This is a genomic window from Brevibacterium sp. 239c (assembly GCF_900169365.1).
Lineage (GTDB): Bacteria > Actinomycetota > Actinomycetes > Actinomycetales > Brevibacteriaceae > Brevibacterium.
In genome coordinates this window covers 125597-149859 of the sequence record NZ_FXZH01000003.1, presented here as the reverse complement: position 1 = coordinate 149859, position 24263 = coordinate 125597, and the positions used below count along the sequence as shown (strand labels likewise).

Sequence of the window (24263 nt, the reverse complement as noted above, 5' to 3'; positions counted from 1 at the left end):
GAGTTGTATCTCGTTGCCAGGGAAACCGGGCAGTGAGAAATGCGGATGTGGCTCAGCTGGTAGAGCATCACCTTGCCAAGGTGAGGGTCGCGGGTTCGAATCCCGTCATCCGCTCGGAGGCGTCATGGCACTGCCTTGGCGGTGGCGTGGCCGAGAGGCGAGGCAGCGGCCTGCAAAGCCGTATACACGGGTTCGAATCCCGTCGCCACCTCAGATTCGTCCGATGGTTCTCCATTGGTGAGTCGGCGCGATTGGCGCAGCGGTAGCGCGCTTCCTTCACACGGAAGAGGTCACTGGTTCGATCCCAGTATCGCGCACAGGGACCTTGTGTTCCGGTGCAATAACTGAATAAGGCGCGATTGGCGCAGCGGTAGCGCGCTTCCCTGACACGGAAGAGGTCACTGGTTCGATCCCAGTATCGCGCACAGAAGAAGCCCCGAGTGACTCACTCGGGGCTTCGTGCATTCATCGCCGAATGATTCCGGCCGGAGGAGCGCGGACCGATGTGTCGGCCGTGTGTCAAGACTGCCACGTGGAAGTCATGGGGAAAGGCACACATTCACTAGTACGCTAGTGAGGGTAACCATCGACGAATACTTCGGAGCACTCATGTCTACTCCTCAGAACCCGTATGAACCGAATGACGGTTCTGGAAATCAGAACCCCAACGGTCAGGGCCCCGACAATCAGCCGCCCAGCGCTCCTAGTTTCTCTGGAGATCAGAACAGCGCGCCTCAGTACGGCTCACAGAACGACCCGAACCAGCAGCCTCAGTACGGCTCACAGCCCCAGTATGGTTCGCAGCCTCAGTACGGTCAGCCGATTGACACGGGAGCGCCAAGCTACGACCAGAATCAGGGTGGCTACGGCCAAGGCTACGGTGCCAACGCGTCGGGCTACGACGCCAACGCACAGGGCTACTACGGTCAAGACCCCTACGGCCAGAACCAGGGCGGCTACGGCCAGGGTTATGACCCCAATGCACAGGGCTATGACGCAAACCAATACGGTCAGCAGCCTGCTTATGCCGGTGCTGACGGTTCTTCGGACCAGTTCATTCCTGCCAACCCCAATGCGAGCTACGGTTCGTATTCTGCTGGCCCGGGCAACAACAAGTCGAAGAACATCTGGGGCATTCTCGCTCTTGTCGGTGGCATCGCCGGTATCGTCCTGTCCATTTTCTTCGGGATCGGATTCCTCTTCGGAGTTGCTGGTGTGATCTTCGCGTTCGTCGGTCTCTCCTCGATCAAGAAGGGGGTGGCCAACAACAAGGGCATGACTATTACCGGCATGATCCTCAGTTTCATTGCCATCCTGTTCTCGATCATCTCTGTCATCGTCACCTTGATCTTCGGTGGCATGTTCATCACCGCGATCGGCGAAGCTGCCGATGCGCAGTCCTCATCCCCAGCACCGGTCCAAGGCCCCTCTGACCCAGCACAGGACCCCAGCGAGGGTGCAGGTTCATCTGACGACAGTGAAGAAGCTGCTCCTCCTGTCGAGGACGGCGGGGTCGAGATCGGCACCGATCTGACCGCGGCCATCGCCGTGAAGCCAGGTACCGTGGACGAATATGCGGCAGGAGCCGAAAGTACCAAGGGTGAGGTCGCAGTCGTGACTGTGACCGTGAAGAACAGCGGGAGCTCAGACGCCGATCTGGGGCTTGCCCGAGTCACGGCCGATAACGGTGCCGGCAAGGAGTATAAGGACGTCTTCGACGGCTCCAAGAATTACTCAGGTGGCTTCGCATTCAGCGAGCCGGTCCCCGCGAATGGAGAGAACACTGTCCAGCTCGCGTTCGCAGTGCCGTCGGCTGAAGTCGACAAGGTTCACCTGAAGCTCTCACTGACCGAAGATCTCGGTAAGGGCAAGGACTTCGAATTCAGCAAGGCCGCGTGATGTGGCTCGGGGCGGTGCGTCGATCCCGAGCGACATAGGCGCGAACCGCGCAGACATCGAAAATTGCATACGATTCATCAGTTGGGTGGCGGTCTCACGACTGCCACCCAACTGATTTCGCACCGCCGATTAGGTATTAGACTCTAGGGGCGAGGCACCCCAACACAGACGAACGGAGAAGATCAGTGGCTGACAGCATTGACTGCGCGGGAGAGACCATTCCTTGGAAACAGGGGTTGACTGGCACGGAGATCTTCTCCACGGACCGCACAGTCGTTGCAATGTGGCTCGACGGACAGCCCGTCGATCTCAGTCGCGAACTCGCCGCTGGTGACCAGATCGCTCCGATCACCATCGATTCTCCAGCCGGACTCGACATTCTTCGCCACTCGACCGCCCACGTCACAGCCCAGGCTGTCCAGGACCTGTTCCCCGACGCGAAGCTCGGCATCGGCCCCTACATCACAGACGGCTATTACTTCGACTTCGACGTGGCCGAGCCCTTCACCCCCGAAGACCTCAAGGCGATCCAGAAGAAGGCCGCCCAGATTGTGAAGTCCGGCCAGAGCTTCAACCGCGTCGTCGTCACCGAGGACGAAGCCAAAGCGCGCATGGCCAACGAGCCCTACAAACTCGAACTGATCTCCGACAAGGGTGCAGGCTCCGACGATTCCGCCTCCGTCGAGGTCGGTGCCGGCGAGCTCACCGTCTATGAGAACCTCGACCGCAAGGGCGAGATCGTATGGCAGGATCTCTGCCGAGGACCGCACCTGCCCACCACCAAACTGATCGGCAACGGATTCGCCGTCACCCGCTCCTCGGCGGCCTACTGGCGCGGAGACCAGGCCAATGCCAGTCTGCAGCGCGTCTACGGCACCGCCTGGGCCTCGAAAGAGGATCTCAAAGCACACCAGGACCGCCTCGCCGAGGCCGAACGCCGTGACCACCGCAAGCTCGGCGCCGAACTCGACCTGTTCTCATTCCCCGAGGAACTCGGTTCAGGCCTGCCCGTCTTCCACCCCAAGGGCGGTGTCATCAAGCGCGAGATGGAGGACTACGTCCGCGCCCGCCACATCGAAGAAGGCTTCGAATACGTCGGCACCCCGCACATCTCGAAGGAAAACCTGTACTACACATCGGGGCACCTGCCGTACTACGGCGAGAACATGTTCCCGTCGATCTCCGTCGACGAGGTCCGCGACGAGTCCGGTGAGATCGTCAAGGAGGGCACTCCCTACCGCCTCAAGGCGATGAACTGCCCCATGCACAACCTCATCTACCGCTCGCGCGGTCGCTCATACCGTGAGCTTCCCCTGCGTCTCTTCGAGTTCGGCACCGTGTACCGCGACGAGGCCTCCGGAGTCGTCCACGGCCTCACCCGCGTGCGCGCACTGACACAGGACGATTCGCATTCCTATGTGGCTCAGGAAGACGCCGCCAAGGAGATCCGCCACCTCCTCGAATTCGTCCTCAGCCTGCTGCGCGATTTCGGACTCGATGACTTCTACCTGGAACTGTCGACTCGCGACGAAGACGGGAAGAAGAAGGACAAATTCATCGGCTCGGATGAGCAGTGGGCAGAAGCCACGCAGGTTCTCGAAGAGGTCGCGTTGGAAACCGGACTCGAACTGGTTCCCGACCCGGGCGGAGCCGCGTTCTACGGCCCCAAGGTCTCCGTCCAGGCCCGCGATGCCATCGGCCGGACCTGGCAGATGTCGACCGTTCAGCTCGACTTCAACCAGCCCGAGCGCTTCGGTCTGGAGTACCAGGCCGCCGACGGCACCCGCAAACAGCCCGTGATGATCCACTCGGCAAAGTTCGGCTCCATCGAACGGTTCATGGGTGTGCTCATCGAACACTATGCGGGTGCGTTCCCCGTCTGGTTGGCACCGGTCCAGGTCACCTGCATTCCCGTGGCCGAGGAATTCAACGAATACCTCGCGGAGGTGGCCTCACAGCTGCGCGCCGCCGGAGTGCGCGTGGAGATCGACGACAGCGACGATCGGTTCCCGAAGAAGATCCGCAACGCCTCGAAGTCGAAGGTGCCCTTCGTGCTCATCGCCGGTGGGGAGGACCGCGACGCAAATGCCGTGTCGTTCCGTTTCCGCAACGGTGAACAGGACAACGGCGTATCCGTCGCCGAGGCGGTCAGCAGGATCATCGAATCCATCGAAGCCAAGGCCCAGGTATGACGGAGAAACCACACAACCACCTCGGCGAGGGCAGCTCCGATCCTTGTGAGGGCATACCTGAACCAGAGGCGGCTGCAGGCTTTCCCGGCGAACCTGATGGCTTCCAGCGGCTGTGGACACCACATCGGATGGTCTACATCGGCGGACAGGACAAACCCAAGGACTCCGGAGTCTCCGAATGTCCGTTCTGCACGGCACCGACGAAGTCCGATGAAGAGGGCCTGATCGTGGCCCGCGGTGACGAGGTGTACGCGGTGCTCAACCTGTATCCGTACAACCCGGGCCACCTCCTCATCTGCCCCTATCGTCACGTCGCGGACTACACGGAGCTGACCGAGTCGGAGACCGCTGAACTCGCTCACTTCTCGCAGAAGGCGATGACCGTCATCCGCGCCGTGTCATCCCCGGACGGCTTCAACCTGGGAATGAACCAAGGTCCCGTGGCAGGTGCCGGAATCGCCGCACACCTCCACCAGCACATTGTGCCCAGATGGGGCGGGGACTCGAACTTCCTGCCCGTCGTGGCACAGACCAAAGCTCTGCCGCAGGTGCACGCTGATGTGCAGGCAGCGCTGTCAAAGGAATGGAACAGATGAACCCCGAAGATCTCGACGCCCTCGCCGAGTACTCATCCCCAGTGATACGCGGCAGCGAAGCCGTCATCACAATCACCCGTCCCGACCTTGAATCCAACAGCTACCTCTCGCAGCTGTTCGCGCTGTCAGGGGAGTCCTCGCGACGGTTGACCCACAACTGGCGAGACTACGCACCCGAGGTCCGCACCAATTGGTCCGGATATCTGAGCGCGGCCAAGAAGGAATCCGGTCAGCTGTTCGTCGGTTCCAGCCTCGAAACTGCTCATCGGATCACGGACAATCACCTCGGCGTCTCCGAATTCGCACTCGATGATGACGGCGCACGAGCTCTCTACGTCGCCCGGGTCGCTGAAACGGGACGCTACGGTCAGGACGAGGACGTTCCCGCCAGCGAGGAAGCGCCACGGCGAATCACCTCGGCGGCCTACCTGAGCAATGGGCTCGGCTACACGAACGACCGTCCGGCGCGAGCATTCCTCGTCGATCTCGTCGAACCGGGGCTGGGCAAGTCCGGCATTGCCGGCGGTGCCGAAGTCCCGTTGTCCACACTCTTAGAGACCCCAGAATCCGACGTCCACGACCCGCAGTTCTCACCGAGTGGCACCAGAGTCAGTGTGGTCTCCTCGCTGGCGCCTGACCACGGCGAGCCTGACCTGCGCTCTACCGTGTGGCTGCTCGGCGGAGAACGCCCCGAAGCGTTGACGCTGCCACGGATGAGTGTGAACCTGCACCGGTGGATCGACGAAGAGACCCTGCTGCTCATCGGCAATGAACTGACCCGAGACGAACTCGACTTCGTCGGGCAGATGCCCGGACTCTTCGTCCACGATCTGACAGCCGGTTCGACACGGCGTCTGACAGACCCTGAGACCGTCTCAGTCGCCTCGATCCGGCCTCAGATCGCCGGTACCGGCCATGGCACCGGCCATGGCACCGGCCATGGCACCGGCCACGGCAGTGGTGTCCGCGGAGATGCGCCTGTCATCGCTGTTGTGGACACGGACGGAGCCTCACGGATCATCTCGATCGAACTGGCGGCGGAGAACCGCACGCTGGACGAGCTGGACTTCCTCACGGACGAAACAGCCGTGGTCAACGGCATCGATGTCGACGGCGACAGCCTCGTCTGGACAGGGGACACGCCCACCAACCCAGCCGTGCTACACCGAGTGCGGCTCTCAGCCGACGGCACGAAAGCCACGGGCACAGGCGGGGACATCACCGCCACGGACGCCGGCTCGACCACGACAGACGACGGCGCGGTCAGGGCACACCCAGCGCCCGCGAATTCCGTCCTCCCACAGCTTCTTCGAGTCGACGGTGAGGGCGGGTCCATCACCGGGTGGCTGGCGAAGCCCAGCGGCCCAGGACCGTTCCCTGTCATTCTCAACATCCACGGTGGACCGTTCGCGCAGTACACCCACGGGTGGTTCGACGAAACCCAGATCCTCACCTCGGCGGGCTATGCCGTGGTCTACGCAAATCCGCGCGGCTCCGGCGGACGCACTCGTACGTGGGGGACAGCGGTTCAGGGGGACATGGCCGCCCCAGCAATGGCCGACGTCCTGGCCGTCCTCGACCACGCATTGGCCGGCGATGCAGAGCTCGACTCCAGCAGCCTCGGCGTCCAAGGCGGTTCCTATGGCGGCTATCTCACCGCGATGATGACCGCCGACGATCACCGCTTCCAGGCGGCGATCGTCGAACGTGGCTATCTCGACCCCGACAGCTTCGTGGGCACCTCCGACATCGGACGCTTCTTCACAGAGGAATACACCACTCGTGATGCGCAGGCCATTGCACGGCAGTCGCCGTTGGCACATGCCTCACAGGTGCGCACACCCAGCCTCGTGATGCATTCGGAACTCGACTTCCGGTGTCCGCTCGAACAGGCACAGCAGTACTATGCCGCACTGCAGCGAGCGGGTGTCGACACGGAGCTGCTCATCTTCCCAGGCGAGAATCACGAACTCTCACGCGCGGGCCAACCTCGGCACCGTCGGCAGCGCTTCGAGGCGATGCTCGACTGGTGGGATCAGCATCTGGGTGGAGACGTCGATGCGAATCTCGACGACGAAACCACCTCGGCGATCCGCTGAACCATGGCTGACCACAGCGCCTCAGAGGCGATCCCCTTACCCCGCCTGCACCTGGTGAGAACACGTCCCAAGTCGGTGATTTCTCACATTGAACGCCACCAGCTTGGTGGAGTGAGCACTACCCGATATCGTTCTGTCGGTTACGATTGCGGTCTTGCTGGTTGCTTGCCGCTTCACTATTCTGCACAGACTGCTTCCGTCCATAGCCAACTCCTGGAGAACCATGAAACCGCGTAAAGCCTCACGGGTCGTATTACTCAATGAGCGCGACGAGGTTCTCCTGATTCGAGCCCAGGACCTGCTCACGCCCACCCACCAATGGTGGATGACCTGCGGTGGAGGGTCCGAGCTGGGTGAATCGGCGGCGCAGACCGCAGCACGTGAACTCGCAGAGGAGACCGGAATCGAATGCGAACCCGGCGAACTCATCGGCCCCTTGGCCACACGCGACGAGGTCTTCGAATTCACGGAGAAGTCGCTGCATCAGCAGGAAACCTACTTTGCATTCCGCACCAGCGAGGACATCGAGCTCGAGGACGCTGTCTGGACGGACATCGAAAAGCGCAGTCTGCTCGAATTCCGGTGGTGGTCCCGCGAGGAGCTGATGGCCACGACGGAGACGATCTACCCGAAGAATCTGCTCAGCCTCATGGATCTCGTCACGGCCGGCTCTGTGCCCGAGGTTCCTCTCGTCATCGACTGAACACCGTGGTGCATGCGTGGTGCTCCCGAGACGGCAGAGCGGGGCACATAACGGGCATTGAGCGTATAGACTCTAGGGGCTATATCTAAAGGAAGGAACACCAGTGTCAGGTCATTCCAAGTGGGCAACGACTAAACACAAAAAAGCCGCCATCGATTCTAAGCGGGCGAAGCTCTTCGCCAAGCTGATCAAGAACATCGAGGTTGCCGCTCGAAACGGTGGGCCTGATCTTGAAGGCAACCCGACGCTGTTCGACGCGGTTCAGAAGGCGAAGAAGAACTCTGTTCCCGCCGACAACATCACCCGCGCGGTCAAGCGCGGCGGTGGTCTCGACGGCTCTGCCGTGAACTACGAGAACATTCTGTACGAAGGATACGCCGCCGGCGGTGTCGCCCTCCTCATCGAATGTCTGACCGACAACCGCAACCGGGCAGCCTCTGAAGTCCGCGTGGCAGTCACGCGCAACGGCGGCACCATGGCAGACCCCGGATCGGTCACATACAACTTCGACCGCAAGGGCGTCATCACCGTTCCCGCCGAGGGAACCGACGAGGACTCGATCCTCCTGGCCACCCTCGACGCCGGAGCCGAAGAGGTCAAGGACGAAGGTGAGAACTTCGAGATCATCTGCGAAGCCACTGACCTCGTTGCCGTACGTACAGCACTTGTCGATGCAGGCATCGATTACGACTCGGCCGAAGCATCGTTCGTGCCCGGAATCGAAGTCAGCCTGGACGCGGAAACAGCCACCAAGGTCTTCAACCTCATCGACGCGCTTGAAGACAGCGACGAGGTACAGAACGTCTACTCCAATGCTGATGTCAGCGACGAGGTTCTTGCCGAACTCGATGCGTGATGGCATCGAACATGGTTACCGATGAGAATCCTCGGCGTTGATCCGGGCCTGACCCGGTGCGGGCTGGGTGTCATTGACACCCAGCCCGCCCGCAAGGTCAAAATGGTGTCAGTCGATGTGCTGCGGACACCATCCACGGATTCCGTGGACCTGCGTTTGGGCGCCCTTGCCGAGGCGTTCGACAGCTGGTTGGACACGTACCGTCCCGATGTCGTCGCCATCGAGCGCGTGTTCGCTCGCAACGATGTTTCCACGATCATGGGCACTGCACAGGTCTCGGGTCTGACGATGGGCCTTGCCGCGAGACGTGGACTGCCTGTGGCCATGCACACGCCTTCCGAGGTCAAAGCCGCCATCACCGGATCGGGACGCGCTGATAAGAAGCAGGTCACGAACATGGTGACCCGGATCCTCGAACTCGACGCGGCACCTAAGCCGGCCGATGCCGCCGACGCTCTCGCGATTGCTATCTGCCACTCATGGCGCGGGGCGCTGAGCGGACAATCGACCCCCGGAGCGAACAAAGACCTCAACGAGCGCAAGAGCGCTGGCCGCCAAGGTGCAGGCATGACGAAGGCACAGGAGCAGTGGGCCAAGGCCCTTCGCAACTCCAAATAGCGTCATAGCGGTTTTGCGTCCTGCTGGTGTTCTGCCGGTGTTCTGCTGTGCCGTGATTTTGGCACTTCGTTTCACCGTCATTCTTTTCTGTTCACCGTCATTTCGTTTCGCAATGCGAGGCAGGTGTGGCGGCTATTTTTGTTTGGAGTGCACGAGCCCGAGAATCCGGGTACCGGGAATCTGCACCCGGATCTCGATGTAGTGGGTTGGTTGTGTGTCTCTCTGTCCCGAGGTGCTCGTTGTTCTGTGTTCGCAGTTCTATTTGCCCTGGGCAGATACTGATTGGAGGCAGCTGCGATTCGAACACACTAGAAAGTGATAGAAACTATGACCGAAGAATCGAATATAGGTCTGTACAAGTGATGTTAGCGCTATTATAATGAGATTAATCACGCAACAATGTTGTTGACGAACGGACGCATAGGCGATGACTCTCACCCCCGACCAGACGCCAGGAAAGAGCGGCAAACGCTCACTTGGTGCTGCTCGGCGGAAACTTGGTGCGAGCCGGCACGGATCTGACGCGGTGGCGGGGGAGTCCGTTGCCGGTCGAAACGAACCATCGGCGGCGCCGGCGACGGGATCAGAGCCGACATCGCTTCGTGAGCAGCTCGAAGCCGCTGGAATGGACCTGACTGGCAACCCCCTGGTGGGGAAGCTCGATTCGATCGCCGCGGTTCCCGTGAGGCCCCTAGAAGACTGTGATGATGAGCAGATTCCTCCCGGCGATTCTGCCGTGGCGGAGGCGCAGCTTGCTTCTCTGGGCGATGCGGAGACATTCGATTCAGATGCTGGCACGCCCACGGACGGCAGCGGCAGCGAACAATCCACACCTGGAGATGGAAGTGAACCAGCTGCCACGGTTCCTCACCCACTCCTGTCCGAGACCGAATGGCGTGACCTCGACCGACTTGCACCTGAACTGACCCACAGCATCAGTGGTCTCACCATTCTCAAAGACGAACTGCTGAGTTTCTCACGCCCTCTTGGGCCCGATCAGGCGATGACAGTTGTCAATGGGATCGAAACCGCCACCCGCATCCTCGAGGCGATGTCGGCCGTTGCACTATCGGTCTACGACCGGTGTGGGACACCCGCCGACTACGGGGCAAAGACGACGAAGGCGCTGGTCCAGAACCGTTTCAACCTGACCGGCTATGAAGCCAACCGACGCACCGAGCTCGCCAAGAATCTTGGCAGCCGCGCATATATGACGGGCCAACCCAGAGAACCCGTCAACCCCATCGTTGCGAAGGCTCTGCACGCTGGAGTGCTTTCGGCAGGTCAGGCGACCACGATCAACGACTGCCTGTCCAAACTGCCGTTCTGGGTATCGGCCGAAACTCGCGACACAGTGGAATCAGACCTCGTGGACAAAGCGCCGCGTGTTCGGGTCTCAGATTTGAAGACGATCTTCGCCGCTATTCTGGACCGTCTCGACCCCGACGGAGAAGAGCCGAAGCTCCCGCCGGATCGTGGGCGCTGCTACGTCAACGTTCGAGCCCGCGATGACGGGACCTGGGTTCTCAGAGGACTGCTGGATCCTGTATCGGGGGGAGTCCTGAGCGGGTTGCTGACTTCGCGCATACTGCCTGGAAGCAGTTCGAAAATCGGGCAGGGTGCGCCGGGACCCGTAGAAGATCTGCAGGAACAAGGCAATGAGCGGGTAACCACGAACGACGAGGATCTCGACGAGCCCGAGTTCGATATCTTCAGAGCAGTTCTGGCCGGAGAAGTCGCGGACGCTGCACTGCCAGATCATCTGCGAAACGAGAAGTCCTCAGTCTTCGGCGTACGCGAAGACGGCACACCGATCGATACGGGTACGGGCCAAGGCACAGTGAGGAACCGAATCTACGAACGCTTCGCAACAATGATCTCCCGCGTCGAAATGGATCGGATAGGCCGTGGTTCACCATTCGCCCTGGTCGTCACAGCGAAAGCCGAAGACATCACGTCCGGAAAAGGACGCGCATCCACCGGCTGCGAAGCCGAATTTCCGCTATCAACGGCAGCCAGCGAAGGCTTGAACGGATCAGTCTTCTTCCACCTGATGTCGGACAAAGCCAAAACGATGGAAATCTCCACCGAAGGCCGATATGCCACGAACAGGCAAGTGGCAATACTGGCGGCCAGAGACCAAGGCTGCACATTCCCCGGATGCGACGCACCGCCGGGATGGTGCGATGCTCACCACATCGTGCCCTGGGCCAATGAAGGCAAAACTGATATAAACAACCTCACATTGGCATGCGGGCTGCACCACCACCTGATCGACAAATCAGACTGGTATGCCCGAATGCTCCACGACGGCCGTCCCGCTTGGATTCCGCCGCCCAGCATCGACGTGGAACGGCGCCCGATCCTGCATTCCAGGTTCGTCGCGCAGGCGATCATCGATGGACTCTCCGGCGGGGAAGGATTCCCGTCCCAATAGTTGGCTGATGATGCCTTCAACGCTGTCTGCAACAGGGCGGTGCCTTGATATCGTCGGTATGTCGAGGCCGGTTCCGGAAGACCAACTGATAGCCTGGATTCGTACAAGTGTTCCCACACGAAAGGCAGGCCGTGATCAGTTTCCTCAGCGGTACGGTCCATCGCATCGCAGCTGACCACCTCGTCATTCTCACCTACGGTGTCGGACGCAAGGTCAACGTCACGCCGGACACCCTTTCAAACACTCGCCATGGTGCGAACATCGAGCTCGTGACCACCCTGGTCGTGCGTGAGGACTCCATGACTCTCTTCGGGTTCGGAACTGAAGACGAGAACCACACCTTCGAAGTGCTGCTGTCGATCTCCGGAATCGGTCCGCGCCTGGCGATGGCGATCCTGTCCGTAATGGGACCGGGAGAACTGGCGGCCGCGATCTCGAATCAGGACGCCAACGCGCTGACTCGAGTCCCAGGTATCGGCAAAAAAGGTGCCTCCCGAATCATCCTCGAGCTCGAAAACAAACTGCCGAAACTCGCCGCATCAGACCCGGGCCCCCAGCTGTCCTTCGGCGGAGCGAACCAGCAGGTCGTGGATGCACTGGTCGGACTTGGCTGGAAAGAGTCCCAAGCCGCTGATGTCGTGCAGGAAGTCGTCAACGATCTTGGCCAGAATGCTGGCACGTCGGAGCTCCTGAAGGCTGCACTCAAGGTCATGGGTGCCCGGAAGTGACAAGCTCCTATGAGGACGGAAGCACCTCCTATGAAATGGAATTCGGCGATCAGGAGCTGACCGGCGCTGAAGAAGAGCGTTTGGTCTCGGGTCGCGCGGAGACCGCAGAGCGTGATGCAGAAGCTGCGCTTCGTCCCAAGGGACTGCAGGATTTCATCGGCCAACCTCAGGTCCGCGAACAGCTTTCCCTCGTGCTCGATGCCGCGAAAGCACGAAACAGGGCCCCCGACCATGTGCTGCTCTCGGGCCCTCCTGGACTGGGAAAGACCACATTGGCGATGATCATCGCGCATGAGATGCAATCGAGCCTGAGGGTCACCTCAGGGCCGGCAGTTCAGCATGCCGGAGATCTCGCCGCGATCTTGTCGTCTCTGGAAGAAGGCGAAGTTCTATTCATCGACGAAATCCATCGCATGGCTCGTGCCGCAGAAGAGATGCTCTATGTTGCGATGGAGGACTTCCGCGTCGACGTCATCGTCGGCAAGGGCCCCGGCGCCACAGCAATTCCCCTCGACCTGCCGCAATTCACCATGGTCGGAGCCACGACCCGCTCTGGCCTGCTCCCCGCGCCGTTGCGTGACCGGTTCGGATTCACGGGACTCCTGGACTTCTACTCCAGCACCGATCTCCTGACCGTGCTGAAACGATCAGCTCACATGCTCGGAATCGAAGCAGATCTCGCAGGTTTGAAAGAAATCTCAACGCGATCTCGCGGCACACCACGTGTCGCCAATCGACTTCTGCGCCGAGTCAGAGATTGGGCGCAGGTGCGCGGAACCGGCATCATCGACGAAGCTGCGGCACTCACCGCACTCAAGGTTTACGAAGTCGACGAGCTGGGCTTGGATCGACTCGACCGTTCCGTGCTGCAGGTGCTGTGCAAGCGTTTCGGCGGGGGACCGGTTGGCCTCAGCACTATCGCTGTTTCCGTCGGAGAAGAGGCCGATACCGTTGAAACCGTCTCGGAACCTTACCTTGTTCGAGAAGGTCTGATCAGTCGAACTCCGCGCGGTCGCGTCGCGACCGCGGCAGCCTGGAAGCACCTTGGGATGCAGATCCCAGCAAACTATGAGTTCTGATCCCGGCAATTGAGTTCGCCTTGAGTACTTAGTACGAACTAAGGTAGTGGACTGGTTCGTTCTTATGAAAGGTAGATACCTGTGGATTTATTGATCCCTCTCGCGCTTGCTGCGCTGCTTATTTTTTTCCTATTCAATTCTCGGCGTAAGCAGAAGGCGCGTGCAGAGCAGATCAAGACGGGACTCGTCCCCGGAGCTACTGTGATGACAACGTTCGGTGTCTTCGGAACCGTTCTGTCCATCGACGAAGAAAACAACCAGGTCACTCTCGAATCTGGCCCCGGCACCGTCCTGCGCGTGCACCGCCAGGCAATCGGTCAGATCAACAACCCTGAAACCGAAGGCGCCGCTGCAGACGGTGCGGTTGCAGGTTCGGCCGACGTTGCCGACGACGCTGAGAGCAGCGATGCTCCGGCAATCACCGACGCGGAACTCGACGCTATGAATGAGCGCAAGCGTGCAGAGGGAACGACCGGCGAGGCAGAGCTTCCAGCAGACGACGTCGTCGACTCTGACGCCGAAGTGATCTCAGACGCCGATGAGCTTAAAGCCGACGACGGTGCGGATGACCTCGGTGAGGCTGATGCTGATGCATCGGACATCGATCCTTCCGATCCTGAGAACAAAAAGAAGAACTGACTTCGCTCACTGCACTCAATCGAAAGCTGAAACGTGTCCGATATTGAAGAAAAGCCACGTCCTGGTTTGCGCTTCGTGTGGCTGTCGATCATTGCTGCACTGCTCCTGGCCATCATTGCCGGCGGTGTCGTGTGGTCCGATGCCACAACAACTCCGAAGCTCGCTCTCGACCTCGAGGGCGGAACCTCGATCATCCTGGAACCCCAGGTTTCGAAGGACACGGACATCAGCAAGGAACAGCTTGACCAGGCTGTGTCGATCATCCGACAGCGCGTGGACTCGACCGGTGTGTCTGAAGCCGAGATCACGACTCAAGGTGACCGCAACATTGTCGTGAACCTGCCGGGCAACCCCGACGAGGAAACACGCAACCTGGTTCGCTCTTCCGCCCAGCTCGTCTTCCGCCGTGTCGCCCTCGTCGGTGACCCCCGTTCCCAGGAGGAAATCCAAAAGGAACAGGAGAAGAGCGGCGGAGACAAGCAGGAGGACCCGTCCAAGGGTCTGTCCGATGAGGAGAGGAAACGACTCAAAGATCTCACCGGTGGCAGTGGCGAAGACAAAGGAGACGCACCTGCTGGCGGGGGCGAGGTCTCCAAGGCAAGCGGCGATGACGCCAACGCTGGTGGAAAGATTCCTGGCCCAGCCGGCAAGGACGCTGCGAAATCAGGAGAGAACAGCGGGGACAAGGCAGCCGAGAAGAACGGGTCCGGAGACAGCGAAGATACGAAGGTCACCGACTCGACTCCACGTCCTCTCTTCGACCCCGAGAAGGACACCGACAAGTGGCAGACTGACGCCATCATCAAGAAGTACACAGAGCTCGACTGCACCGATCCGAAGAATCGCACCGGTGGTCAGCAGCAGGCGTCGGATAAACCAGTCGTCGCCTGCGCCAAGGACGGAAAGTCCAAGTACATTCTGGGTCCGGTCGAACTTTCGGGAGACCATCTCGCAGATGCCAGCTTCGGCTACAAGGCGGGTGCCAACGGAACACAGACGAACCAGCCGGCTGTGAACCTCAAGTTCGACTCCACCGGACGGGAGATCTTCAAACAGATCACCTCCGACATCACCGGCAAGCAGCAGCCGTACAACCAGTTCGCCATCGAGCTTGACGGGAACGTGCTTTCGGCACCATCTTCAGATGCAGCGATCACCGACGGAAACGCAGAGATCTCGGGTAGCTTCACCCTCGACTCGGCGCAGACCTTGGCCGACCAGCTCAAGAACGGCTCGCTGCCTTTGAGCTTCCAGGTCCAGAGCGAGGACCAGATCTCGCCGACTCTGGGTTCGAACTACCTGAAGATCGGTCTGTTGACCGGCTTGCTCGGACTCATCCTCGTTGTCGTCTACTCGCTGCTGCAGTACCGGGTCCTCGGGCTCGTGACCGTATCCAGTCTTGTGGTTGTCGGTGTCGTCACCTATCTGCTGTTGTTGTTGGCCTCGTGGCGTTACGGCTATCGCCTGTCATTGGCAGGTCTCGCAGGTATCATCATCGGCATCGGCATGGCAGCCGACTCGTTCATCGTCTACTTCGAACGCGTCAGAGACGAGCTGCGCAGCGGACGAGTCCTTCTGTCCGCTGTCGAGGTCGGCTGGGATCGCGCCAAACGAACGATCTATGCCTCGAAGGCGGTCAACATGTTGGCCGCAGTCATCCTCTACATCCTGGCCGTCGGCTCGGTCCGTGGATTTGCGTTTACCTTCGGTATGGCCGTGATCGTCGATGTGGTTGTTGTCTTCCTGTTCACGCACCCGATGCTCCAGCTGTTGGCGCGCACCAAGTTCTTCGGTGAAGGTCATCCGATGTCAGGTATGGATCCACGCCTGCTCGGCGTCAGTCCTGCTTCGTACCGCGGTGCACTCAACCTGAGTAAAGACAGCGAGATGTCGCCCGAGGCGCGACGTCGGGCGAAGGCTCGAGCACGTAAGGCTGGAATCTCATCGACAGACGAAGCCGATTCGTCGAGGGCGGATTCCGCCACTTCAGCGACGAATGCGAAGAACGAGGTGGGCGCGACGGCCGAATCCAGCACTGTCTCCAAGACGAAAACGTCGACGAAGAAGAAGCGCGGAACTTCGCCGAACGACGACGTTGCCGAGACAGTTACGTCCGAGGACCGCGAGGTCTCCGTTGAGAGGTCCGATCAAGAAGATGTGACCGCAACCGGGTCGTCTTCGAAGTCCGAGAAGCCGACTAAGAAGAACGGGTCGAAGGGCAAAATCTCGACTTCAACGAAGGCGGGCGCAACCGGCGGTTCAATCGCCGAGCGGAAGGCAGCCGCGAAGAAGGCTGCCGAAGAATCTGCCGACAAGGGCGAGGAGGCAGACAAATGAAAAGGTTCTTTGCCTGGGGCAATAGGCTCCACAACGGTGAAACGTCGATTCCCTTCGTAGGGAAAGCCAAGTTGTGGCTGACGATCGCCGGAATCGCAGTCCTCCTGTCTGTGCTGGTCCCGCTCGTCGCTGGATTCAATTTCGGAATCGCGTTCAAGGGTGGGTCGCAGTTCCAAGTCGATCACGTCACGGATACCTCGGCGCCTAAAGGCGAGGGCATAGTCAACGATGTCGTCTCCGGATCGGAGCCGCGCCTGACTCCGACGAGCGACACTGCGGTGCAGATCGAGACGAGTCAGCTCTCCGACCCAGAGATGCAGGAAGTTCGCGATGCCCTCGTAAAGGGCTATGACGTGAAGGTCGAAGACGTCACCTCGACATTCGTCGGCCCTGAATGGGGCAAGGACGTGACAGGAAAGATGGTCCGCGCCCTGGTCATCTTCGTGGCGATCGCGATGATCGTCATGGCGCTGTACTTCCGGACTTGGAAGATGTCGCTGGCGGCGATCGTCGGGCTGGTCGTGGTCATGATCGTGACCATGGGCATCTACTCCGTGACCGGAATCGAGGTCACACCAGAGGCGGTCATCGGCTTCCTCACGGTGCTGAGTTTCTCGCTCTACGACACAGTGGTGGTGTTCGACAAGATCAGGGAGAACACCACACGGTTCAAGGACAAACGAACTCTCAAGTTCTCTGAACTGGTGAATCTTGGTGTCAACCAGACGACTGTGCGCTCGATCAATACGACCGTGGTCTCGGTACTGCCTGTCGCATCGATTCTGTTCATCGGCGTCATCGCGTTGAAGGCTGGAACATTGGTTGATATCTCGCTGTCGCTGTTCATCGGAATGATTGTGGCCGCGACCTCGACGTTGTTCGTCGCCAGCCCTCTTTATGCTCTCCTGCGGGCGAATGAACCCGCGGTCAAGAAGCAGGAAGAGGCCGTGCGTGAACTACGATTGAAGAATGGGACAGAAGATGTTCCACCGGTGATTCACGCCGAGGTTTGAGCAGAAAGGGGATGTCATGGCTTCTTCCGCCGATTCGCGCCGTCCGCGAGGCATCTCCCGCTTAGCTTGGTGGGCAGCCAGGGCACAGAACAACCCTGGCTACCCACGAGTTCTGGGCCCGATGATCAGGGCGCTGCAGTCGAACCACCCGAAGGCCGACATCGACCTGGTGGTGCGGGCCTACAAGATCGCCGAACAGGCTCATCGGGGGCAGACCCGCAGGTCCGGCGACGACTACATCACGCACCCCGTGGCCGTGGCCACCATCCTGGCTGAGATCGGCATGTTGCCGGTCACCCTCGCCGCCGCTCTGCTCCATGACACGGTCGAGGACACCTCTTACTCCCTGAAGGAGCTGACAGAGGAGTTCGGTCCCGAAGTCGCAGCAATGGTCGACGGGGTGACCAAACTCGACAAACTCACCTACGGTCAGGCCGCCCAGTCTGAGACCGTGCGCAAGATGATCGTGGCGATGGCCAAGGACATCCGTGTCCTCGTCATCAAACTTGCCGATCGACTCCACAACGCCCGCACCTGGCGTTTCGTGCCTGCTTCCTCGAGTACGAAGAAGGCACGCGAGACGCTTGAGATCTATGCCCCTTTGGCTCACCGCCTGGGTATGAACACGATCAAGTGGGAACTTGAGGACCTGTCCTTCCAGGTTCTGCACCCCAAGGTCTATGACGAAGTGGTGCGTCTCGTTGCTGACAGGGCACCCGAACGTGAGAAGTACCTGGCCACGGTCTCCAACGAACTCCAATCGGAGCTCGTGCAATCCAACATCGAAGCAGCGATCACGGGTCGGCCGAAGCACTATTACTCGATCTATCAGAAGATGGTCGTCCGCGGGCACGAATTCGCCGACATCTACGACCTCGTAGGTGTCCGCGTCCTCGTTGAAACTGTCCGCGAATGCTACGCGACGCTGGGCATCGTCCATGCTCGTTGGAATCCTGTTCCCGGGCGGTTCAAGGACTACATCGCGATGCCGAAGTACAATATGTACCAGAGCCTGCACACGACAGTGATCGGTCCCAACGGGAAGCCTGTCGAGATCCAGATTCGCACCCATGAAATGGATCGGCGAGCAGAATTCGGTGTGGCCGCCCACTGGAAGTACAAAGACCGTCGCACTCCCTCGGATGCCGCGACGTCGAATACCGCACGGTCGGTCAAGGTCTCCGATGAAGGCGAAGTCGATGACGCGGCTTGGCTGCGGCAGCTGCTGGAATGGCAGCGCGAGGTCAGCGACCCCGATGAGTTCCTCGACAACCTCCGCTATGAGGTGAATTCCAAGGAGGTCTACGTCTTCACCCCCAAGGGAGATGTGATGAGCCTGCCCGCAGGAGCGACCCCTGTCGACTTCTCATACGCGGTTCACACCGAGGTCGGGCACAAGACAATGGGCGCCCGAGTCAACGGCCGTCTCGTCGCGCTCGACACCGAGCTGAAGAACGGCGACTCGGTCGAGGTCTTCACCTCCAAAGATGAGAACGCGGGCCCCAGCCGCGACTGGCTCGGCTTCGTCAAGAGTCCCCGCGCACGCAGCAAGATCCGTCAGTGGTTCTCGAAAGAACGCCGGGAAGAAGCGATCGAGAACGGTCGCGAACAGCTGGCGCGAGCAATGCGTCGCCACACACTCGCAGCCAAGACGCTGATGAGCCAAGAAGCACTGCAGGTCGTCGCCACAGAACTTCGCCTACCCGACGTCACCGCCCTCTACGCCGCGATCGGCAATGGAGTGAGCTCAGCTGCCCACGTCGTCGACCTGCTGGCAAAGGAGGTCGGAGACGACGCCGATGAGGCCGTTCTGCCGCCTGCGCCGCGTAATCGCACCGGCCAGTCCTCGGGCCACCATTCCTCATCTGGGGGAGTGACCGTCAGAGGCGTCGAGGATGTTCTGGTGAAACTGGCCCGTTGCTGCACTCCGGTGCCGGGTGATGAGATCCTTGGCTTCGTCACCCGCGGTTCGGGAGTCTCCGTACACCGGGTGGACTGTCCCAATATCGGGTCCTTGGAACGCGAACCCGAGCGGATGGTCGATGTTTCCTGGGGCGAGAAGACCAGCGGCATCTACCTTGTTCAAATTCAGGTGGAGGCACTTGACCGTTCCGGTCTGCTCTCTGACATCACGAAGGTTCTCACCGAGACCCACGTCAACATCCTGTCTGCCACTGTGGCCACTTCCCGTGCCCGAGTGGCTCAGTCGAAGTTCGTCTTCGAGATGAGCGATGCCAGCCACCTCGACACCGTGCTCTCAGCAGTTCGCAAGGTCGAAGGGGTCTTCGACGTCTACCGCATCGCTGGAGGCTGATCGCATCCGGGCGTGGATGTACACAGGATCAGCGTCTGTCACCATCTGATGCGGCACAGGTCCGCTCGAACACGGTCCGCATGAGGGCGACATAAGGCCTGCGCGACATCTCCGCCAAATACAGTCGGAACCGTTGCCTCGCCCGTCCGGGAAGTTCGTCGATGAGGTTCTTCACTGTCTGAGCCGAGCGGTCATCGGGGCTGCGCAGATGTGGCAGCAGCAGATCGTAGAGCGTCCTATCCTCCGTGGTGATGGGCAGACCGTTGATCAGTTCCCACTCGTCTCGCGCAATCGTGAGCTCGTGGACGACGACGTCGCTGCCATCGACATAACGCCGCCTTGGATAGGTGATGAACGTCAGCGGACGCGGAGCCCGCCCCAGACCACTGTGGACCCACCATGCGATGTCATGGGAGAGGACAAGTCGTGGCGGGATCTGCGCATGCAATGCAGCCATCCGGTCCTCTGAGCTGAGCACAGCACCCTTGCGCACCCAGGTGGACTCGGTCAGTCGAGTCAGCAGACCATCAAGGGTCAGCTCGGTGAGGTGCTCATAGCTGTAATCGCGCAGATGAAACATCGCCTCCATACAGACACTATTGCGCTGTATGGAGGCGTGTTCAAGACCGAAGAGGCGATCTGTGGATAAACTTCGACTCGTGGTCGCCAGGCTGTGGAAGAAGCGTCAGCCCAGCTCGGCAGCTGTCTGAGCCAGCTGATCGCGCCAGGCCCGACGTGCGTCGAGAGCCGACTGTGCCTCAGCGACAGCCTTCTCATCGCCACCGGACTTCGCTTTTTCGTACTTCTGCTCCAACTCAGCGATCGAATCGTCGAGCTGGCTCAGCGCACCGGACGTTCGTGCCTTGGTCTCTGGGTTGCTGCGCTTCCATTCGGCATTCTCTGCGTCGGAGAGGGCACGTTCGACGTCACGCAGTCCGTTCTCCATGCGAGAGACATCGGCTCGCGGCACCTTGCCAGCGGATTCCCACTCGTCCTGGATGACGCGGAGTTCCTTCTTCGCCACACTGATATCGCCGATCGGCAACAGACCCTGCGCCCTGGCCAGGATTGCTTCTTTGACTTCCAGATTGCCCTTGTACTCTTCGTCGACGGCAGCATTCTCTGCGTCGCGGGCGGCGAAGAAGACGTCCTGGGCGGCACGGAAGCGCGCCCACAGGGCGTCATCGTCCTTGCGGGAGGCACGTGGAGCCTTCTTCCACTGGTTCATCAGGTCTTTGTACTTCTGAGATACGTTTCGGAAGTCAGTGGAACCAGACAGTGACTCCGCCTCGACGACAAGTTTTTCCTTGATTCGCTTGCCCTCGGAGTTCTGCTTGTCGAGCTCTGCGAAGAATTCCTTGCGCTTGTGTTCGAACGTGTTCCGAGCCTGTGAGAAACGGCCCCACAGTTCCTGGTCCACAGCACGCGGCAGCCTGGGACCGCTGCGCTGCATGTCCTTCCACTGACCGAAGAGCTCACGCAGACGTGCCCCTGACTGCTTCCACTGGATCTTCGCGGGATCACGCTTGGCCAATGATTCGGCCTCGGCGACGATCTCTTCGCGTTCCTGCGCGGCCTCTAGCTTTGCTGCCTCTGCACGAGCAGCCTGCTTCGACTCGGTGGCCTCAGCATCCGAGATCAGGGTATCCAAGGTGGCAGACAGGCCCTTGAGATCACCGACGACATTGGCCTCTGGCAGAGTCTCCTGCAGGGTCTTCGCGGCAGAGACGACCTCGCGGCCCGGGGCTCCGGCGGACAGGCGGTTGCGGAGAAGCGCTGCGTTCTCCACGAGTTCGACGTACTTCTTAGCGAAGTATTCCAAGGCTTCTTCGGGAGTGGCATCGGGATACTGCCCGACCGCCCGCTCGCCGTCGGCAGTGACGACGAAGACATTGCCCTCCTGGTCAGCGCGACCGTGCTCGATTGCGCGCCGGACTTCGGCATCATGATCAACGGTTGTCCCGGTCACGGTCTGTGCCGCCTGTGGGCGGGGCAGAGAGGACGGGCGCGGGACCGGCTTCGGTGTCGGGGTCGACATGATTCTCACCTTGTTTCCATCGGTCGAACCTGCGGGACTCTGTGCCTGCAGATCACTCGATTTCCTGATTGACGTTATCCCAGCATAACTAAGCCCCAGGCTCTGGATAGACTTTGAGCATGGATGTATTTGTTACCCGTGCCGAATTTCTCGACGTCAACTGCTACGCCGTGCGTGCAGAAGGCCGTGACGACTGTATTCTCATCGACTCAGGATTCGACTGCGCACCCGGCCTTGCCGAAATTGTAGACGAGGAGAAACTAGTGCCTCGCGCCATCTTCCTCACCCACGGTCACCCCGACCACATCCTCGGACTGACCAACGTGCTGGCCCGCTGGAATGTGCCCGTCTACCTGGGCGAGACAGACCACTACCGCCTGGACCGGCCCGCCGAAACGCTGAGTCCGCAGTTTGCTCAGATGCTTCAGCCACTTGTCAAGGACTGGTCGGCACCCGAGGTGAACGCTCTCGTCGATGCGCAGACCGTGGGGGTCGCAGGACTGACCATCACCGCTGTGGCAGCACCTGGACACACGGAAGGATCGACTCTCCTGCGAGTGGAAGCCGACGGTGAGGAGATCATCTTCACCGGCGATGTGGTCTTTGCCGGAGCGATCGGCCGGGTCGATCTGCCAGGAGGAGATGCCTCGGCGATGGCAGAATCACTGCAGGCGTTTGCGACACTGCCCGACGTTCCCATCTATCCTGGACACGGTCCAGGATCTCGAGTCGGGCACGAGCTGGCGACGAACCCGTTCTTCTAGGAACGAATCCGTTCAGCTCGGGCAGACCAACCGAGCACCGACAGCACCCGAACCCCATCAGAAGCGACGAGCACCTAGGAGAATAATGGCGAAGTCAGCCCGACTGTCCGGATTCCCGGAACGACTTCCAGCAGAACGCGTCATCGAGAAGTCGATCATCGACGTCCTCGACCACACCTTCGCGCTGCATGGATACTCGGCACTCAACCACCGTGCAGCCGAGCCGATCAGCCAGCTGGCAAAGGACGGAGAGATCGACAAGGAGATCTTTGCCGTGAGCCGGCTGCACTCCGATGGCAGCGAGCGCAATCCACTGGGTCTGCACTTCGACCTCACGGTGCCGTTGGCACGGTACATCGCAGATAACGCGAACGAACTCTCCTTCCCGTTCAAGGCGGCCCGAATCCAGCCGGTATGGCGTGGTGAACGCCCTCAGCAGGGCAGGTACCGCGAGTTCATCCAGGCAGATATCGACGTCATCGCCGAGGCGGAGCTGCCCGGCCACTTCGAAGTCGAGATTCCGCTTGCCGTCGCCGATGCCTTCAGCCGGCTGGCGCCGCTGGGCGTGCCAAGAGTCAAGATCGTCGTCAACGATCGCAGGCTCCTCGAAGGGTTCGCTCGCGGCATTGGTCTGACGAACATCCAGGCTGTCCTGCGCTGCCTCGACAAGTACGACAAGATCGGCCCCGCCGAGGTGGGTAAGCTGTTGGCCGCCGAAGCCGATGCGAACGAGGAACAGCAGCGACTGTGCCTTGAACTGGCTGCGATCGAATCGGACTCGCCGGACTTCGCAGACGACGTGCGTGCCCTCGGAGTCGAGCACCCGCTGCTCGACGAGGGACTCGACTCTCTGACCACCATGCTCCGCGCCGCCCACGACCGAGCGCCCGGTGTCGTTGTGGCGCAGCTGAAGATCGCGCGCGGACTCGACTACTACACGGGGGCCGTCTATGAAACGCAGCTGATCGGACATGAGGAGCTCGGATCGGTGGCCTCGGGCGGTCGCTACGACTCACTCGTGACCGTGGGGAAGAAGAGCTACCCGGGCGTCGGCATGTCGATCGGCGTTTCACGCCTTATGGCCTTCATCCTCGATGCTGAAAGCGGAATCAAAGCCACACGCGGAACACCCTCGGCCGTAGTCGTTGCCGTGACTGAAGAGGACAAGCGCAGCGAAGCCGATGCGGTGGCCACCGCTCTGCGTGCCCGCGACATAGCCTGCGAGGTCTCACCGAGCGCGGCGAAGTTCGGCAAGCAGATTCGCTATGCCGAACGTCGAGGGATCCCCTTCGTCTGGTTCACCGATGGTGAGAGTGGTCACGAAATCAAGGACATCCGCTCCGGCGAGCAGGCCTCGGCAGACCCGGCGACTTGGGAGCCTGTCGACGCTGACCGCAGGCCCCGGGTATATCGGGACTGACGTCAGGCGGGCTGGCGATCACCTGAGCTGACGTGTGCTGAGTCTGCCCTGTTTCAGGAATCGCTCACGGGCGGGTCGGGAGCCAGCGATCCGTCCGGGGCGATGTGATCGAAGATCTCACGCACCATCGAGACCACATGCGGGTCATCGACGGTGTAGAAGATCCGACGCCCGTCTCGACGAGACGAGATCAGGCCCGCCAATCTCATCTTCGCCAGATGCTGACTCACAGTGGGCACGGCTGCACCGATCGCCTCGGCGAGGGAAGAGACATCGAGTTCCTGGTTGACCAGACTCCACACCAGACGCAATCGCGTCCGGGACGCGAGCATGCGAAACGTCTCGGCTGCGACCTCGACCTGCGCCGAGGTGGGGTCAGTTCCCACGTCCGAGTCGAGTCCCTCCGTGCCTGTACCACCAGTGCTCATGTCATCCTCTTTCTCGTGCCCCTCAGCGGATGGCCTGCAGTGGGCCGTGCCAGCAATCATGCGGCGAGGCACTATCATTGTTCACGCGCTGCCACATAAACAT

At 60.6% G+C, this 24263-nt stretch carries 19 protein-coding genes and 4 tRNA genes; 20 read left to right on the top strand and 3 right to left on the bottom strand.

The genetic code is table 11. The annotated features are described in order from the left end of the window. Nucleotides 1-41: 41 nt before the first annotated feature. From BSP239C_RS04105 to BSP239C_RS04015, 18 genes are all read left to right on the top strand, one after another. Nucleotides 42-114 (top strand) — tRNA-Gly (locus tag BSP239C_RS04105). A gap of 26 nt (nucleotides 115-140) precedes the next feature. Then, nucleotides 141-211, top strand: a tRNA-Cys gene (locus tag BSP239C_RS04100). Nucleotides 212-245: 34 nt separating this feature from the next. Then, nucleotides 246-317: transfer RNA gene (locus BSP239C_RS04095), tRNA-Val, on the top strand. Between the two features lie 36 nt (nucleotides 318-353). Next, nucleotides 354-425 (top strand) — tRNA-Val (locus tag BSP239C_RS04090). A 184-nt stretch (nucleotides 426-609) separates the two neighbouring features. Beyond that, nucleotides 610-1899, top strand: a complete 1290-nt coding sequence (locus tag BSP239C_RS04085) for a DUF4190 domain-containing protein (RefSeq protein ID WP_257930067.1) — start codon at nucleotides 610-612, stop codon at nucleotides 1897-1899. A 185-nt stretch (nucleotides 1900-2084) separates the two neighbouring features. Then, nucleotides 2085-4091, top strand: coding sequence for a threonine--tRNA ligase (gene thrS / locus BSP239C_RS04080; protein ID WP_101570352.1), 2007 nt, complete (start codon nucleotides 2085-2087; stop codon nucleotides 4089-4091). Then, a complete protein-coding gene (locus BSP239C_RS04075; protein ID WP_180958914.1) occupies nucleotides 4088-4687 on the top strand; it encodes an HIT domain-containing protein in 600 nt (199 codons plus the stop codon). Before thrS ends, BSP239C_RS04075 begins: the two co-directional genes overlap by 4 nt. Then, nucleotides 4684-6786, top strand: a complete 2103-nt coding sequence (locus BSP239C_RS04070; protein WP_101570351.1) for a S9 family peptidase — start codon at nucleotides 4684-4686, stop codon at nucleotides 6784-6786. The genes BSP239C_RS04075 and BSP239C_RS04070 overlap by 4 nt, the downstream gene beginning before the upstream one ends. A gap of 223 nt (nucleotides 6787-7009) precedes the next feature. Then, nucleotides 7010-7489, top strand: a complete 480-nt coding sequence (locus BSP239C_RS04060; RefSeq protein ID WP_101570349.1) for an NUDIX hydrolase — start codon at nucleotides 7010-7012, stop codon at nucleotides 7487-7489. A gap of 103 nt (nucleotides 7490-7592) precedes the next feature. Next, nucleotides 7593-8345, top strand: a complete 753-nt coding sequence (locus BSP239C_RS04055; RefSeq protein WP_101570348.1) for a YebC/PmpR family DNA-binding transcriptional regulator — start codon at nucleotides 7593-7595, stop codon at nucleotides 8343-8345. Between the two features lie 21 nt (nucleotides 8346-8366). Further along, nucleotides 8367-8963: a crossover junction endodeoxyribonuclease RuvC gene (ruvC, locus tag BSP239C_RS04050; protein ID WP_101570347.1), complete on the top strand. Its 597-nt coding sequence runs from the start codon at nucleotides 8367-8369 to the stop codon at nucleotides 8961-8963. A 427-nt stretch (nucleotides 8964-9390) separates the two neighbouring features. Then, nucleotides 9391-11400 carry an HNH endonuclease signature motif containing protein gene (locus BSP239C_RS04045; protein ID WP_101570346.1) on the top strand — a complete coding sequence of 670 codons (2010 nt, stop codon included), beginning with the start codon at nucleotides 9391-9393 and terminating at the stop codon, nucleotides 11398-11400. 131 nt (nucleotides 11401-11531) lie between these two features. Continuing rightward, entirely contained in the window at nucleotides 11532-12128 is a 597-nt protein-coding gene (ruvA, locus tag BSP239C_RS04040) for a Holliday junction branch migration protein RuvA (RefSeq protein ID WP_257930066.1), read from the top strand. Between the two features lie 35 nt (nucleotides 12129-12163). Beyond that, a complete protein-coding gene (ruvB, locus tag BSP239C_RS04035; RefSeq protein WP_101570344.1) occupies nucleotides 12164-13207 on the top strand; it encodes a Holliday junction branch migration DNA helicase RuvB in 1044 nt (347 codons plus the stop codon). 81 nt (nucleotides 13208-13288) lie between these two features. Beyond that, entirely contained in the window at nucleotides 13289-13846 is a 558-nt protein-coding gene (gene yajC / locus BSP239C_RS04030; protein ID WP_257930065.1) for a preprotein translocase subunit YajC, read from the top strand. Nucleotides 13847-13879: 33 nt separating this feature from the next. Further along, complete coding sequence (secD, locus tag BSP239C_RS04025) at nucleotides 13880-16183, top strand: protein translocase subunit SecD (protein ID WP_257930064.1); 2304 nt, start codon at nucleotides 13880-13882, stop codon at nucleotides 16181-16183. Next, entirely contained in the window at nucleotides 16180-17196 is a 1017-nt protein-coding gene (gene secF / locus BSP239C_RS04020; RefSeq protein WP_101570341.1) for a protein translocase subunit SecF, read from the top strand. Before secD ends, secF begins: the two co-directional genes overlap by 4 nt. 16 nt (nucleotides 17197-17212) lie before the next feature. Then, on the top strand, nucleotides 17213-19510 hold the full coding sequence (locus BSP239C_RS04015) for a bifunctional (p)ppGpp synthetase/guanosine-3',5'-bis(diphosphate) 3'-pyrophosphohydrolase (RefSeq protein ID WP_101570340.1): 2298 nt from the start codon (nucleotides 17213-17215) through the stop codon (nucleotides 19508-19510). A 28-nt stretch (nucleotides 19511-19538) separates the two neighbouring features. Here BSP239C_RS04015 and BSP239C_RS04010 read toward each other — a convergent pair whose 3' ends face one another. Both BSP239C_RS04010 and BSP239C_RS04005 read right to left on the bottom strand, forming a co-directional pair. After that, nucleotides 19539-20099: a hypothetical protein gene (locus BSP239C_RS04010; protein ID WP_226830493.1), complete on the bottom strand. Its 561-nt coding sequence runs from the start codon at nucleotides 20097-20099 to the stop codon at nucleotides 19539-19541. A 96-nt stretch (nucleotides 20100-20195) separates the two neighbouring features. Then, on the bottom strand, nucleotides 20196-21548 hold the full coding sequence (locus BSP239C_RS04005; protein ID WP_101570338.1) for a DUF349 domain-containing protein: 1353 nt from the start codon (nucleotides 21546-21548) through the stop codon (nucleotides 20196-20198). Nucleotides 21549-21667: 119 nt separating this feature from the next. On the opposite strand from BSP239C_RS04005, the gene BSP239C_RS04000 reads away from it, so the two are divergent. Continuing rightward, entirely contained in the window at nucleotides 21668-22312 is a 645-nt protein-coding gene (locus BSP239C_RS04000; protein ID WP_101570337.1) for an MBL fold metallo-hydrolase, read from the top strand. 85 nt (nucleotides 22313-22397) lie between these two features. Beyond that, nucleotides 22398-23732, top strand: a complete 1335-nt coding sequence (hisS, locus tag BSP239C_RS03995) for a histidine--tRNA ligase (protein ID WP_101570336.1) — start codon at nucleotides 22398-22400, stop codon at nucleotides 23730-23732. A 53-nt stretch (nucleotides 23733-23785) separates the two neighbouring features. Here the strand turns inward: hisS and BSP239C_RS03990 are convergent, their stop codons facing one another. Continuing rightward, nucleotides 23786-24160: a metalloregulator ArsR/SmtB family transcription factor gene (locus BSP239C_RS03990; protein ID WP_101570335.1), complete on the bottom strand. Its 375-nt coding sequence runs from the start codon at nucleotides 24158-24160 to the stop codon at nucleotides 23786-23788. Nucleotides 24161-24263: the final 103 nt, after the last annotated feature.